General features: G+C 71.1%; 13 protein-coding genes, 1 tRNA gene and 1 other RNA gene. 6 read left to right on the top strand and 9 right to left on the bottom strand.

Features of this window, described 5'->3' with window-relative positions; all coding sequences use genetic code 11:
- Positions 1-99 precede the first annotated feature (99 nt).
- From O7613_RS23985 to ffs, 5 genes are all read right to left on the bottom strand, one after another.
- Entirely contained in the window at positions 100-1,770 is a 1,671-nt protein-coding gene (locus O7613_RS23985; protein WP_281586167.1) for an ABC transporter substrate-binding protein, read from the bottom strand.
- 184 nt (positions 1,771-1,954) lie between these two features.
- Positions 1,955-2,548 carry a recombination mediator RecR gene (gene recR, locus O7613_RS23990; RefSeq protein WP_013289050.1) on the bottom strand — a complete coding sequence of 198 codons (594 nt, stop codon included), beginning with the start codon at positions 2,546-2,548 and terminating at the stop codon, positions 1,955-1,957.
- Between the two features lie 8 nt (positions 2,549-2,556).
- Complete coding sequence (locus O7613_RS23995; protein ID WP_281590015.1) at positions 2,557-2,865, bottom strand: YbaB/EbfC family nucleoid-associated protein; 309 nt, start codon at positions 2,863-2,865, stop codon at positions 2,557-2,559.
- Positions 2,866-2,990: 125 nt separating this feature from the next.
- The gene (locus O7613_RS24000) at positions 2,991-5,771 is read right to left on the bottom strand and encodes a DNA polymerase III subunit gamma and tau (protein ID WP_282290115.1); all 2,781 of its coding nucleotides are present in this window, start codon (positions 5,769-5,771) and stop codon (positions 2,991-2,993) included.
- 172 nt (positions 5,772-5,943) lie between these two features.
- An RNA gene (gene ffs / locus O7613_RS24005) (signal recognition particle sRNA small type) lies at positions 5,944-6,033 on the bottom strand.
- Between the two features lie 81 nt (positions 6,034-6,114).
- On the opposite strand from ffs, the gene O7613_RS24010 reads away from it, so the two are divergent.
- From O7613_RS24010 to O7613_RS24035, 6 genes are all read left to right on the top strand, one after another.
- A tRNA-Ser gene (locus O7613_RS24010) sits at positions 6,115-6,199 on the top strand.
- Positions 6,200-6,426: 227 nt separating this feature from the next.
- A complete protein-coding gene (locus tag O7613_RS24015; RefSeq protein WP_282290116.1) occupies positions 6,427-7,275 on the top strand; it encodes a hypothetical protein in 849 nt (282 codons plus the stop codon).
- 347 nt (positions 7,276-7,622) lie between these two features.
- Entirely contained in the window at positions 7,623-9,407 is a 1,785-nt protein-coding gene (locus O7613_RS24020) for a glycosyl hydrolase (protein WP_282290117.1), read from the top strand.
- Positions 9,408-9,775: 368 nt separating this feature from the next.
- Positions 9,776-10,471, top strand: coding sequence for a hypothetical protein (locus O7613_RS24025; protein WP_282290118.1), 696 nt, complete (start codon positions 9,776-9,778; stop codon positions 10,469-10,471).
- Positions 10,472-10,533: 62 nt separating this feature from the next.
- A complete protein-coding gene (locus tag O7613_RS24030; RefSeq protein ID WP_282290119.1) occupies positions 10,534-10,857 on the top strand; it encodes a hypothetical protein in 324 nt (107 codons plus the stop codon).
- A gap of 21 nt (positions 10,858-10,878) precedes the next feature.
- Complete coding sequence (locus O7613_RS24035) at positions 10,879-11,394, top strand: NUDIX hydrolase (RefSeq protein ID WP_282290120.1); 516 nt, start codon at positions 10,879-10,881, stop codon at positions 11,392-11,394.
- A gap of 2 nt (positions 11,395-11,396) precedes the next feature.
- On the opposite strand, the gene O7613_RS24040 is transcribed toward O7613_RS24035, so the two are convergent.
- Genes O7613_RS24040 through O7613_RS24055 form a run of 4 tightly spaced genes read right to left on the bottom strand, consistent with a single transcriptional unit; the run spans position 11,397 to position 14,888 of the window.
- Positions 11,397-12,041 carry a response regulator transcription factor gene (locus tag O7613_RS24040; RefSeq protein ID WP_282290122.1) on the bottom strand — a complete coding sequence of 215 codons (645 nt, stop codon included), beginning with the start codon at positions 12,039-12,041 and terminating at the stop codon, positions 11,397-11,399.
- Between the two features lie 11 nt (positions 12,042-12,052).
- Positions 12,053-13,378 (bottom strand): sensor histidine kinase, encoded by a 1,326-nt coding sequence (locus O7613_RS24045; RefSeq protein WP_282290124.1) that lies wholly within the window; start codon positions 13,376-13,378, stop codon positions 12,053-12,055.
- Between the two features lie 17 nt (positions 13,379-13,395).
- Positions 13,396-14,166 carry an ABC transporter permease subunit gene (locus O7613_RS24050; protein WP_282290125.1) on the bottom strand — a complete coding sequence of 257 codons (771 nt, stop codon included), beginning with the start codon at positions 14,164-14,166 and terminating at the stop codon, positions 13,396-13,398.
- Complete coding sequence (locus O7613_RS24055; protein WP_282290126.1) at positions 14,163-14,888, bottom strand: ATP-binding cassette domain-containing protein; 726 nt, start codon at positions 14,886-14,888, stop codon at positions 14,163-14,165. The genes O7613_RS24050 and O7613_RS24055 overlap by 4 nt, the downstream gene beginning before the upstream one ends.
- Between the last annotated feature and the right edge of the window lie 31 nt (positions 14,889-14,919).

Raw genomic sequence — 14,919 nt, forward strand, 5'->3', positions numbered from 1 at the left:
CACACACCAGATTCTCGTTGAACAGCGGGTCGGCCCGGGCCGGGAGAGAGAGCCCGGCCCGGGCCGATTCCGCGTGTCGCGTCAGCGGTGGGTAACGCCTCAGCCGACGCTGACGGTGTTGAAGCGCTCGTCGGTCAGCGGGCTGGCGACGAGACCCTTGACGTCCTTGGTGACCACGATGGCGGGCGGAGCGTGCCAGACCGGCACGGCCGGCAGCCACTTGCCGGCGATGTCGCGGTTGACCTGCTCCCAGGCCGTCTTCTTGCCGGCCTCGTCGACCGTGCCGTCGGCCTTGCCGATGGCGTCGAACATCTCGGTCATCCCCTGGTCGCCGAACTCGACCTTCTCCCGGCCGAAGAACGTGCCGACGAAGTTGCCCGGGTCGTTGTAGTCACCGGTCCAGCCGAGCAGGTGCAGGTCGTGCTTGCCGAACTGCTGCACGTCGTCCTTGTAGCCACCGTTCCACGGGCGGGCCACACCGTTGACCTTGATGCCGACGGCCTGCAGGTCGTTGGCGAGCACGGTGAAGATCTCCTGCGGGTTCGGCATGTACGGCCGGGAGACGTCGGTCGGGTAGTAGAAGTTGAGCGACAGGTTCTCCGCGCCCGCCTCCTTCAGCAACTGCTTGGCCTTGTCCGGGTTGTACTCGTACTTCTGCACGTCCTGCGCGTAACCGAGCACCGTGTCCGGCATGAACTCGTCGGCGACCTTGGTGCCACCCGGGCCCTTGGTCTGGACCAGCTGCTCACGGTTGAGGGCGTAGGCGATGGCCTGCCGGACCTTGAGGTCCTTCAGCTTCGGGTTCTTCTGGTTGAAGCCGAGGTAGAGGATGTTGAACGCCGGGCGGTCGAGGACCTGGAACCCCTCACCCGACAGTGCCTTCCGGTCGGCCGGGGCCGGGAAGTCGATGCCCTGGACGGTGCCCGCCCGCAGCTCCTGCTTGCGGGTGTTCTCGTCCTTGATGACCTTGATGACGAGCTTGTCGACCTTGGCCTTCTCGCCCCAGTAGTCGGCGTTACGCTCCAGGGTGATCTCACCCTTGGCCTTGTCCCAGCCCACGTACTTGAACGGGCCGGTGCCGACCGGGTGCTCGTTGGCGAACGCGCTGTACTCGAACGAGTCGCCGTTCTGCTTGACCGCGTCGGCGTCGTACTTCTTCAGCGCGTCCGGGCTGGCGATCGACAGGGCGGTCAGCGCGAAGGCACCCGGGAAGGCGCCCTTGTACTTGTTCATGGTGACGACGGCGGTGCCGTCGTCCTTCGCCTCGCACTTGTTGTAGACCGGGTCACCGACGCCCTCGGCCTCGTTCTTGGCGTAGCCCTCGAAGACGTCCGAGTAGTAGATCATCTGCGATTGGGCGGCGGCGCCCTTCATGTTGAACCAGCGGTCGAAGTTGAAGCAGACCGCAGCCGCGTTGAAGTCGGTGCCGTCGTGGAACTTCACGCCCTTGCGGAGCTTGAAGGTCCAGACCTTGCCGTCCGGGTCGTGCTCCCAACTCTCCGCCAGGGCACCCTGCAGCTCGGCGGTGCCGGGCTTGTTCTGCACGAGGGTGTCGTACATCTGGCGGATCGGCCGGAACGACTCACCGTCGTCGTTGAAGATCGGGTCGAAGTTCTTCGGGTCCCCGGCGCCGGCGAAGACGAAGGTGCCGCCGGTCTTGGCGTCCCCACCGTCGTCTTCGCGATCGCTCTTGGCGCAGCCGGACGCACCGACCGCCAGGGCGGCCACGGCCGCGAGGGCCACGGCCGTTTTCAGCCTGCTCGCCTGCATCTCTCACCTCTGTCATGCACATGTGTCCACGCCGAGCTGTGACTCAGTCCGTGAGCGGGAGGGTATGGCATGTCACATAGGAGTGGAAAGAGCGGCGGGCAATCGCTATCAAGCCGACACCTTCCGAGGCCGCCTCACATCATGGCCTGGTGGCGGGTACACCCCCCACCACCAGGCCATGAACTCAGACCGCCCGACGCCCTTCGAAGGCGCGGCCGAGCGTGATCTCGTCGGCGTACTCCAGGTCGCCGCCGACCGGCAGGCCGCTGGCCAGCCGGGTCACCGCGATCCCCATCGGCTTGACCATCAGCGCCAGGTAGGTGGCGGTCGCCTCGCCCTCGGTGTTCGGGTCGGTGGCGAGGATCAGCTCGCGGACCTCACCACCGCCCAGCCGGGTCATCAGCTCCCGGATCCGCAGGTTGTCCGGGCCGATGCCCTCCAGCGGATTGATCGCGCCGCCGAGCACGTGGTAACGCCCGCGGAACTCGCCGGTCCGCTCGATCGCCACCACGTCCTTGGGCTCCTCGACCACACAGAGCACCTCATCGGTACGCCGTGGGTCGCGGCAGATCCGGCACTGCTCGGACTCGGCCACGTTGTAACAGGTCGTGCAGAACCGCACCAGATCCTTGACCTTGCGCAGCGCGCCGGCCAGCCGGTTGACGTCGGCCGGATCGGCCGACAGGACGTGGAACGCGATCCGCTGGGCGCTCTTCGGGCCGACGCCCGGCAGCCGGCCCAGCTCGTCGATCAGATCCTGGATGGCACCTTCGTACATCTGCCGGCTCAGAAACCGGGCAGGCCGAGGCCGCCCATCCCGCCCGCGACCGGGCCCATCTTCTTCTCGGTCAGCTCCCGGGCCGCCTCGGCGGCGTTGTGCACGGCCGCGACGACCAGGTCCTCCAGGGTCTCCACGTCCTCCGGGTCGACCGCCTTCGGGTCGATCTTGATCGCCTTCAGCTCACCGGTGCCGGCGACGGTGGCGGTGACCAGGCCACCGCCCGCGGTGCCGGTCAGCTCCGCCTCGGCCAGCTCGGCCTGGGCGGCGGCGATCTGCTGCTGCATCTTCTGCGCCTGCTTCAGCATCTGCTGCATGTTCGGCTGTCCACCTGGGCGCACGGACCGCTCCTTCTCGCACTCGTCTGCTCGGCCGCCGCTCAGCCTATCCGCTGGGCGGTCACACCCCCGCGTAGCAGCCCACCCGTCCGCAGGACGGCGGACTACCGGGCGTCCACCTCGTCGATCTGCTCGGCGCCGAACGCCTCGCGGAGCAGCCGTACCGCCTGCTCCTGGCTGGACTCACGCGCGGTCCGCTCGTCGATGACCTCGTCCAGCGGCTCGTCACCCGGGTCGAACCCCTCGAAGCTCGCCGGCGCGGCGCCGCCGGGGCGTCCCTCGCCGCCGCGCACCGGGCCGTCGAAGTCCGGATCGTACGGCGGTTCGCCGGCCCAGTCGCTGTCGGCCGTTTTCCGGGCCGCCTGCCCGGTACGCGGACCCCGTCCCGCCGCGGCCGCACGAGCCGCCGCGATCGCGCTGCTCACCGGCGGACCGGCCGGCGCGGCCTGCGACTGTGCCGTGGCCGGCTTCGAGGTGGCCGGGACCGCACGGGCCGTCGGCGTGGCGGCAGATGCGGTCGCGGTTGCGCCGCCCAGCGTCGTGCCGCCGCCCGACGAGGTGCCGGCCGACGTGCCGCCGCCCGACGGGGTGCCGCCCGACGGGGTGACGGCCGGCATGCCGCCCGGCCGGGCCGGCTCCGGCCACCCGCCGTCGTCCGCGCTCGCCGCCGCGCCGCCCGGCCGGGCCGGCTCGGGCCAGTCCTCGGCCTCGTCGTCGGCGGGTGCACCGCCGGCCTGCGACGCACCGCCGGGCTGCGCACCGCCGGGCTGCGACGCACCGCCAGCCTGCGACGCACCGCCGGGCTGCGACGCACCGCCAGCCTGCGACGCACCGCCGGGCTGCGACGCACCGCCGGCTTGGGGCGCACCGCCGGCGGCGGGCCGAGCCGGCGCGGCGGCCGAGGGGCCGGGGCGTGCGGGCGACGCGGGCGGTCCGCTGGCGTGACTCGTGCCGTCCGGGCCACCGGCGCCACGGGACGGGCCGGCGCCGCCCTGCTCCGGGCGGGCCGGCGGCTCCGGCTGAGGTGCCGCCGGACGGGCCGGAGCGGCGACACGGGACGGGCCGCCGAGTGCCGCGCCACCCCGCTCGCCGGCCACCTCGCAGCGGATCTGCCAGCGACCGCCCAACTCCTCGTAGAGCGCGTCGGTGAGCACGGCGGCATGATCCGCCATCATCTTCGCCAGCACCGTCGACTTCACGGTCAGCACCAGCGTGTCACCGTCCAGGTCACGGACCACGGCATCGCGCATCAGCGCGGCGATCCGCTTGTTGCTCCGGTTGACCTTGCCGACCACCTCCGACCAGACCCGGCGCACCGCCACGGCGTCAAGCGCACCGGGGTTCGCCGCACCCGGACGGGGCGGCTCGGGCGTGGCCGGATCGGGCATCACCGCCGACTGCGGCATCGGCCGGCGGGCCGCGGCGGCCGGCTCCGGAATCGCCGACCCGGGGGAAGGAGACACCGACGCGGCGGAATCGGCGTCCACGCCCGGACCAGCCGGACCGGTGGGGCCGCTGGCTGCTACCGGGCCGCCGGGGGCTCGGGAGCCGGCCGCCGCGGCAGCGGCACGAGCGGCGGCGGGCCCGGTCGGGGCATCGGCAGCCGCCGGCGTGCCGGCGGTCGACGGGTGGACCGCGGCGGCAGCCGCGCCCGGGGCGGGAGCGGGTGGGCGTACCTCCTGGGTGGGTGTGGCCGGTGCGGACGGCGGCGGCTCGGCGCCACCCAGGGTGAGCCGGCGCTCCATCCGCTCCAGGCGTTGAAGCAGGCCGCCGGACGAGTCGTCCGCGCCGGGCAGGAGCATCCGGGCGCAGATCAGCTCCAGCAGCAGCCGGGGCGCGGTGGTGCCGCGCATCTCCACCAGGCCGTTGTGCACGATGTCCGCGCACCGCGACAGCGTGGCCGGGCCGAGCCGCTGGGCCTGGGCCGCCATCCGCTCGATCTGGTCGGCCGGGCCGTCGACGAGGCCCTTGGCGGCGGCGTCCGGCACCTGCTGGAGCACGATCAGGTCGCGGAGGCGTTCCAGCAGGTCGGAGGCGAAGCGGCGCGAGTCGTGCCCGGCCTCGGCAACCCGGTCGACGGTGGCGTAAGCGGCGGCGCCGTCACCGGCGGCGAGCGCGTCGCACATCTCGTCGATCAGCGCGGCGTCGGTGACGCCGAGCAGCGCGGCGGCCCGGACGTAGTCGACGCCCTCCGGGCCGGCGCCGGCGATGAGCTGGTCGAGCACGGAGAGGCTGTCGCGCATGCTGCCCCCGCCGGCGCGCACCACCAGCGGGAAGACCGCCGGCTCGACCTTGACGCCTTCTGCCTCGCAGAGCTGCTCGAGGTAGGGGCGGACCACCTTCGGCGGGAACAGCCGGAACGGGTAGTGGTGGGTCCGCGACTTGATCGTGCCGAGGACCTTCTCCGGTTCGGTGGTGGCGAAGATGAACTTGACGTACTCCGGGGGCTCCTCGACCAGCTTGAGCAGGGCGTTGAAGCCGGCCGACGAGACCATGTGCGCCTCGTCGATGATGTAGATCTTGAAGCGGCTGCGGGCCGGGGCGAAGAACGCCTTCTCCCGCAGCTCACGGGCGTCGTCGACGCCACCGTGGCTGGCCGCGTCGATTTCGATGACGTCGATCGAGCCGCCGCCGTCGGGAGCCAGCCCGCGACACGAGTCACACTGCCCGCACGGCTCGGGGGTGGGGCCCTGCTCGCAGTTGAGGGAGCGGGCCAGGATCCGGGCGCTTGAGGTCTTGCCGCAGCCGCGGGGGCCGGAGAAGAGGTACGCGTGGTTGAGCCGGCCGCTGCGCAGCGCCTGCGACAGCGGCTCGGTGACCTGCTCCTGGCCGATCATCTCGGCGAACGTCCGGGGCCGGTACTTGCGGTAAAGGGCCAGTGCCACCCGTCCCGCCTCCTCTCGACCGAGCCATTCTGCGCCGGTCGGCCGCCGGTGACCACCCACCACCCCGAGCCCCGACGGCCGCGCGCCTTGATCCACTTCAGCACGCCGAAGTGGCGGCATCGAAGCGGCCGGGACACCCCCACCTCGCCGAGCTGGCGGGCCGGGGAGACAAAAAGGCCTCCCGTGCACCCGGCAGAGCTCGCTTATCCTTGCTGCCTTCCGGCCCTGGGGAGGTTCACGAGATACCGCCGCACGGGAGGTGACGCCAAGCCTACCCGAAGCCGTGTGGATCTTCCGGGAGGGTGGGGTGGCCCACCGTCGCGGGACCTGTATCCTGGCTCGCGGAGGATTCGCCTAGAGGCCTAGGGCGCACGCTTGGAAAGCGTGTTGGGTTTACACCCTCACGAGTTCGAATCTCGTATCCTCCGCTCACCTGAGCAGCACCAACGCAAGGGCTGGCCCGTCAGGGCCGGCCCTTCGTCGTACCTCGGATGCCCACTCCCACCCGGCCGGCTCCGCCCGCGCCACGCCCCCGACGACGGCGGGCGCAGCCTTGGACGAAACTCTCGCCTCCCAGCAGGCGCAGTCGACGCCAGGCGCCTCGACGCCGTCGTTTGTGGTTGCCCGGCACAAGACGGATCGATCTAATGTTTGCATGCAGGAGCCGCAAGCAATACCTCCGCAAAAGAGCCCTGGGAGCGCCTCAGTCGATCCCTTGGAGGAACGGCTGCGCAGATGGCTTAAAGATCAGGGCTATCCGCTGGAACTCCGGACAGCGAGAGCATTTCGCGAGAAGGGCCGAGTGCGCCAGTCTGACTATTACTGGGACGCGGAGGCCGATTGCTACCGAGAAATCGACGTCCTCGTTCAGATGCGCGCTGAACCCCGACGACTCAGCGGCTGGCTGGACATGCTCTTGTGCATTGAGGTGAAAAGCGCCCCCGATAAGCCTTGGGTACTTTTCAGCGGCAGCGAAGATTCGCCTCTTCACCCAATCGCCTCGGTCGTCCAACGAATAGCTTCAGCGCCGACCAGCAAGTGGTTGCGGCCAGCCGCGCGCTCGCCGGAAGTACGCGACTTGCCCCTGCTGGCGGTCGAATCTTACGCCGGACACAACCTGATCCGCGCCTCGCTCGGGCCGAATCAACGCGAAGACATCGCGTACAAGGCCATCCTTTCCGCCATCAAGGCAGCGCACTGGGAGGCAAGCCGGCGGGATCAGAATCCAAACGGCGTCGAAATATCCACCATCGCTTTCCCGGTGGTCGTGATCGACGCGCCTCTCTTCAAGTGCAGCCTCGATGAGACGTCCGACGAGTTGAAGCTCTGGCGAGTGGATTCCGGCACTCTTATCTGGAGAAATTCCCTAGCCCCGACGAACGCACCCCACACGATGGTTCACATCGTAACCGAGCCCGCGCTGCCCGAGTTCAGCGAGAGAGCTGGCCAGACCCTTGAGGGACTTGAAAGAGCATATACGCGGTTCCATACCAGAAATCGATGATCCCGCCGGGCCGGCGCCCCGGTGGCACCGGGCCCGTTGCCGTCCGCTCAGCCGCCGGCCGGCTTCGGCAGGTACTCGCCGAGCAGTCCCGGCCCGATGATCTCCTCGGTCACCGCGCGCTGCCCCACGTAGCAGGTCCACCGCATCCCGGCGGCGTCCACGCTTCTCTTGACCGTTTAACAAGGGTCTCCTTTCGACGAGAGTTCGACTGCGTCTTGACATGGTTAACCGGTTAAGTAGAACATCGTGGATATCTTCGCCGGGTCGACCGCCGGGAGGGCAACCGGCGGTCGCCCCGTCCGGGCGGCGAGGGCTCCCCGCAACCACCACCCGTTCGGGAGTACTTCATGAATCAACGCACCCGTACGCGGGCGTGCCTGGCCGGCGCGGCGGCAGCCGTCACCGCGCTGGCCACCACGCTCGTCACCACCCCACCCGCCCAAGCCGCCGCCGGCACCTGCTCGGTCCGCTACCAGGTCACCAACGACTGGGGCGGTGGCGCCACCACGAACGTCTCGATCACCAACACCGGCGGCACCGCCGTGAACGGCTGGACGCTGGGCTGGGCCTTCCCCGGCAACCAGGTGATCGGCGACATCTGGAACGCGACGAAGACGCAGTCCGGCGCGAACGCCACCGCCACCAACGTCGGCTACAACGCGGGCCTTCCGGCCGGCGGCACGGTGAGCTTCGGCTTCAACGTCACCTACAACGGCGCGAACCCGGCCCCGACCGCGTTCACGCTCAACGGCGCGGCCTGCGGTGATACCACCCCGCCGAGCCCGACCCCGACCACCACCACCAGCCCGAGTCCGACCGGCAACCCGAGCCCCACCGACAGCCCGAGCCCGGACCCGACCACCACCCCGACCGGCAACCTCGCCCTCAACCGGCCGATCACCGCCTCGTCGACGGAGAGCCCGAACGCCGCCGGCCAGGCGGTGGACGGCAACGGCGGCACGCGCTGGTCCAGCCTCTACGCCGACCCGCAGTGGATCCAGGTCGACCTGGGCGCCACGTACCCGATCAACACGGTGCGCCTGCGCTGGGAGGCCGCGTACGGCAAGGCGTACCAGATCCAGACCTCGACCGATGGCACCACCTGGACCCCGGTCTTCAGCACCACGACGGGCGACGGCGGCACCGACGACGTCACGCCCACCGGGGCCAGCGGCCGGTACGTGCGGATGGCCGGCACCGCGCGCGGCACCGCCTGGGGTTACTCGCTCTACGAGCTGGAGGTGTACGCGGTGAAGCCGCCCGCCCCGCCCGGCCCGGACTGCGGCCAGGCACCGGCCGACCCGCAGGCGAACTCGAAGGCCCGCAACCTGATCTGCTACCTGCGCACGCACACCTACGTCAGCGGCCAGACCGACCTGCCGGACGCGGACAAGGTGCAGCAGTTGACCGGCCGCTACCCGGCGATCGTGGCGTTCGACTTCATGGAGTACACCCGGGGCAGCGTGCAGACCCAGCAGGTCATCGACTGGGCGAAGGCGCGCAAGGGCATCGTGGCGTTCCAGTGGCACTGGTACTGCCCGCGCGGCGGCAACTACTCCGCGCCGTGCGACTTCCAACCCGACCTGAGCAACCCGTCGTCCAAGCTCCACCAGGACATCGACCTGGTGGTACGCGAGCTGAAGAAGATGGGCGACGCCGGCGTGCCGGTGCTGTTCCGCCCGCTGCACGAGGCGAACAACAACTACATGTGGTGGGCGAAGAAGGGCCAGGACGCCTACAAGCAGCTCTGGCGGCTGATCTACCAGCGGGCCCAGTTCGCCGGCGCGCACAACATCGTCTGGGTGTTCAACGGCATGGCCAGCGGCCAGGGCACGTCGCTGGCGTCCTGGTACCCCGGTGACGGCTACGTCGACCTGGTCACCTCCGACTACTTCCAGAGCGCCAGTGACTTCGCCACCACGAAGGCGGTCAGCGGCGGCAAGACCACGGGCGTGGCGGAGACGTTCAGCCCGCTCAACCCCAACTCCGACCCGGCCTGGCCGTACTTCGTGGTCTGGGCGTCGCGCGACTGGAACGGCAGCGGCAAGGACGTGGCCGGGTTGTGGCGCACCGCGATGGCCAACCCGAGGACCGTCTCCATCGACCAGCTCCCCGACATGTCCGCATGGTGACGACCTGATCGCCAGGGGGCCGGCCCCGCCGGGGTCGGCCCCCTTCTTCGGGTACGCACAGCAACGCCGCTGTATGCACGCCCTGTATACCGGACAGTCACCGAGGCGGTTTGAATGAGCCGATGACGTCGAGGCGAGCCGGCTGCACACGCTGCGGAAGCACACTGGCTGCGGACAACGGATCCGGGCGCTGCGCCGCGTGCCAACGCGCCGAACGGGACCGGATCGCCGCCCCGCCCAGGGTTCCCGCCATCTTCTGGGATCACGAGCCGCTTCGACGAGCATTGGCGGAAAGGCATCTCGGCCAGGCGGTCCGCGCCTACCGCCACCATCCGTACCACGGGCGGCAGCCACTTCCCCAGGCCACGGTGGCAGGCTGGCTCGGGATCACCCAGGCACAGCTCAGCCGCGTCGAGAACGGGCCGCCGATAGTGCACCTCGACCGGCTCGCGCACTGGGCTCGGGTGTTACGGATTCCCGCCCACACCCTGTGGTTCCAGCTCCCGTCCGGGCGGGACGACGTCCGGGCACCCGTCGACGGAGAGGCCGGTCTCCACCTGATCCGCGCCCTCCGGTCTGCGGACCGGCAGATCGGCGGGAAGAACCTCTACGGCGCTGCGCTGACACACATCGCCGCTTTCTCCGGTTCGGCGAGGCAGTCGCCAGCCATCCCCCGCCAGATGCTGAGGGCAGCGGCCTCGCTGCACGAGATGGCCGGCTGGATGGCGCACGACTCCGGGGACTCGGCCACAAGCCGACGACACTTCCGCGACGCGTTGGCGCTCGCCATCGACAGCAGGGATCAACTCCTTGTCGGTCAGGTCCATGGCAGCCTCGGTCACCTCGCGTGCCACGACGGGAATGCGGACGCGGCGATCTCGCATGCGTCGGACGGGATCGATGCAGTCGCGAAGGAGGAGCCGCTGGGCGGGTCCGCGCCCGGCTGTTCGCCCTCCGGGCGCGCGGCTTCGCATCGTCGGGCCGCGCCGTGGACTGTCACGCTTCTCTTCGCCTCGCGGAGGGCGCTCTCGCCAAGGCGGCGGCCTCTGCCAACGCCTGGTTGAGCCCGTTCGACCGCACCTCACTCGACATTGAGATGGCCCGGTGTCTGCTTCGCCTCGGCGACGTGACGGCTGCCCTCCGTACCCTCGACAGGACCGTGGTCGACGAACCTACCGCCCGGGTACGAAGTCAGGCGCTCGCTCGCACTCTCCTGGTCACCGCGTTGGTGGGGCAGGCTCGGATCGAAGAGGCCTGCCTGCTCACCCACCGGATCGTCGATCTCACCCATGGGCTGGGATCCGCCGTCGTCCTCGCCCAGCTCCGGCATCTCGCGCTACTGCTGCGGTCGCACGCCGCCCACTGCCCGGATGTGGAGCAGCTTCTGGAGCGTCTTCGTGGCACGTTCCAGGAACGGAGTTGGGTGACGCTGCCGCTGCCGACCGGGTGAGGAGCGCCGACAATGGCCGTCATGGCCGACGAGCGTCCCCTGTACGAGCGAGATCCGGCAGCCTGGCAGGCGCACCTCGCCGAGGGCAACGCGCGCCAGCCCCGGAAACGGGTCGGCGTCGACGTGCTCCTGCGCAACGGAGACGGTGACATCCTGCTGGTCGACCCCCGCTACAAGCCGGACTGGGATCTGCCCGGCGGCATGGCCGAGGCCAACGAGCCGCCGCACGCAACCGCGGCCCGGGAACTTCGCGAGGAACTCGGGCTGGAGCTGCGCGTCGGTCCGATGTTGGTAGTGGACTGGGTGGCCCCGCACGGCCCGTGGGACGACAGCCTCATGTTCGTCTTCGACGGCGGCGTACTGCCCTGCCCGGAGCCCCCGCGCCCGGCGGACGACGAACTGATCGAGGCCCGATTCGTGTCGCTCGACGACGCGCGGGCGCTGCTGCGCCCGTACCTCTGGCAGCGGTTGCGTCACGCGGTGGCCGCGCTCACCGACGGACGCCCGAGGTATCTCGTCGGCGGCGCCGGCGCCTGACGTCAGCCGCTGACATGGCGGAGGACGGCCAGTACGCGGCGGTTGTCGCCCTCCGAGGCCGGCAGGCCAAGTTTGGCGAAGATGTTCGCCACGTGCTTCTCCACGACTCCGGGCGTGATGACCAGGGCCGCCGCGATCCCGGCGTTGGATCGTCCCTCGGCCATCAGCGACAGCACCTCCCGCTCCCGCGGGGTCAGCGACGCCATCCCGGTGGTGTCCCGCCCGGCCCGCATCAGGTGGCCGACCACCTCCGGGTCCAGGGCGGTGCCGCCGGACGCCACCCGGGTCAGCGCGTCCACGAAGTCGGCGACGTCGGCGACCCGGTCCTTGAGCAGGTAGCCGACGCCGGTGGGCCGGTCGGCGAGCAGGCGGGTCGCGTAGCGGGTCTCCACGTACTGGGAGAAGACAAGCACGCCGACCCCGGGCTGGTCGCGCCGGATGTCGATGGCGGCGCGCAGCCCCTCGTCGGTGTGCGTCGGTGGCATCCGGATGTCGACGACTGCCACGTCCGGAACGAAGTCGGCGACCGCGGTCCGCAGCGCGTCCGCGTCGGCCACCGCCGCGCACACCTCGAAACCGCGGTCGGTGAGCAGCCGGACCAGCCCTTCGCGCATCATCGCGGCATCCTCCGCGATCACCACCCGCATGTCGTCTCCGTTCACACGTGCGTGGGCAGTTCGATCTCGACCCGGGTCGGACCGCCGGCCGGGCTGTGCACGCGCATCCGGCCGTCCACCACGGCGATGCGGCGGGCCAGGCCGGTCAGGCCGGGGCCGTCCGGGGACGCCCCGCCGACGCCGTCGTCGGTGACGGTGAGCGTCAGGCGCTCGGCGGATCCGCCGACGTCGAGCCCGACCCGGGTCGCCCGGCTGTGCTTGGCCGCGTTCGCGAGCAGCTCGGCGGCGCAGAAGTAGGCGATGGTCTCGATCGCGGGCGCCGGGCGGGCGGGCAGCTCGACGGTCACCGCGACCGGGACGGCGCTGCTCGTGCCGAGCGTCGCCAGCGCGTCACCGAGACCGTTGTCGAGGACCGGCGGATGGATGCCGCGCACCAGGTCGCGCAGGTCGGCGAGGGCGTCCTTCGCGCCCCGGTGGGCGAGCGCGACCAGTTCCCGGGCCTGCGCAAGGTCCGGTGGCGGGCCGTCCGCGCCGAGCTTCTCGGTCGCCATGCCGAGGTTCATCGCCAGCGTGGCCAACCGGATCTGCGCGCCGTCGTGCAGGTCCCGTTCCAGCCGGCGCATCATGGTGGCCGCGTCGTCGATCGCGCGGGCGCGGCTGACCTGGAGTTCGCGTACCCGCTCGGCGAGCCGGCGCGGGCCGAGCAGCCGGCGCATCGCGGCCACGTCCGCTGACGTACCGGCCCGCATCAGCCACGGCGCGACGAGCAGCATGGCGAGGCCGGCCGCGGCGATGAGGAACGTGCCGGCGAGCGTCCGGGTGCCGATCGCGCCGAACGGCGTCAGCGCCCACACCGGGCCGAGGCGGGTGCCGGGTGGGTGGTTGCGGAACAGCGGCCACCACAGCGGGTAGCTCAGGTTGACCGGGCCGAGCACGTAGCAGAAGACGCCGTACCCCTGCGGGATGGCCAGTGGCACCTTGAGCAGGCCGTACCCGACGGCGCGCCAGCCGGGCCCGTCGGCGACCAAGGCGCCGAGCCACTTCGAGGGCCGCGGTGGTGGGGCGTCCACCCGCACGTCGAGCAACCGGTCCGCGAGCCGGCGGTGCATCGCGCCCGTCGCGCGCCCGATCGGGGCGGCCAGCACGACCAGGAGCGCGACGGTGAGTGGGAAGAGCACCAGGAAGATCGGCGCGACGACCGGCGCGGGCTGCCGGGACATGCCGCCGGTCGCCCGGAGGATGAGCGCGCCCAGGGCCGGCACGAGCGCCGGCACGGCCAGGATCACGACCGCGCTGAGCACGCCGACCAGGCAGAACACCGCCCGGCGCAGGGTCGGCCCGGTGAACGGGGCGCGCAGCGCGGTCATCGGCCCATTGTCGCCGCTCACGCGTCGCGCCGGCGGAGCAGTACGCCGCCGCAGAGGAGCGCCACCGCCGCGTACCCGCACATCAGCAGCACGCTCACCCAGCCGGCGAACAGCCCGGGTGTCGGCGCGGTCACCGCGACCGAGTTGAGCAGCATCAGCAGCGGGACGAAGCGGCCGACCCCGATGCCGTCCTCGCCGAACAGGCCGACCGCGATCGTCGGGACGAACATCAGCGCGAACAGCGTGCCGATCGCGGCGCCCGAGTGCCGTACCACAGTCCCGATGCCCACGCCGATCAGCGCGGTGGCGGCCAGGTATCCGCCGGTGAGCAGGACCGCGCGCAGGATCCGCGGGTCGCCGAGGGAGGCGGCCGGGATGGCGGTACCGCGGATCGCGAGCTGCCCGCCGAGATAGCCGGCGAAGCTGGCGAGCAGACCGACGGTGAGCGCCGCGCCACCGCACACCACGGCCTTCGCGGCCAGGACGGTCCTGCGCCGGGGTACGGCGGCGAGCGTCGAACGGATCATCCCGGTGCCGTACTCGCCGGTCACCAGGAGGACGCCGAGCGCGCCGAGAAGGAGTTGGGCCAGGATGGCGCCGCTCAGGCTGTTGTTCAGGATCTGCGCGGTGGTGGCCACCGGTGTGTGCGACCGGTAGCCGAGTCCCACCCCGACGCCGGCCGCGGCCATCGCGGCCACCGACGCCCCGGCCAGCCACCACGTGGACCGGACGCTACCCAGCTTGATCCGTTCCATCCGGGCCGCGTGCCGGAATCCGTAGCCGCTCATGACACGTCCGTTCCGCGATAGTCGGTGGTTTGCGAGGTGAGCCGAAAGAACGCGTCCTCCAGGTTGTCGTGGCCGGCGGCGAGTTCGGCGACTGTCGTCTCGGCCAGCAGCCGGCCCCGACCGATCACCACCAGCCGGTCCGCGGTCAGCGCCATCTCGGCGATCAGGTGGCTGGACACGAACACGGTCCGGCCTTCGGCGGCGAGCCCGCGCAGCAGGTCCCGGATCCAGCGGATGCCCTCCGGGTCCAGCCCGTTGACCGGCTCGTCGAGCAGGACGACGGCCGGGTCGCCGAGCAGGGCCACGGCGACGCCGAGCCGTTGGCGCATGCCGAGCGAGTAGGTGCCGGCGCGCCCGCTCGCCGCGTCGGTCAGCCCGACGACGCGCAGCACCCGTTCGACCCGGGAGGCGGGGATGTCGTTGCTGGCGGCCAGTGCGCTCAGGTGTGCGCGCCCGCTGCGGCCGGGGTGGAACGCCCCGGTGTCGAGCAGCGCGCCGACCGTCTTCAACGGCCAGGCCAGGTCCGGGTACCGGACGCCGTCGACAAGCGCCTCGCCGTGGTCCGGGGCGTCCAGGCCGAGGATCATGCGCATCGTCGTCGACTTGCCGGATCCGTTCGGGCCGAGGAAGCCGGTCACCGCGCCCGGCTGGACCCGGACGCTAAGCCCGTCGACGGCGACCCGGCTCCCGTAGCGTTTGGTCAGCTCACGTAGTTCGATCACACAGTCGACGCTAGGCAGCGCCGCCGGTGGT

It is taken from the genome of Micromonospora sp. WMMD975 (assembly GCF_029581215.1).
Classification (GTDB): domain Bacteria; phylum Actinomycetota; class Actinomycetes; order Mycobacteriales; family Micromonosporaceae; genus Micromonospora.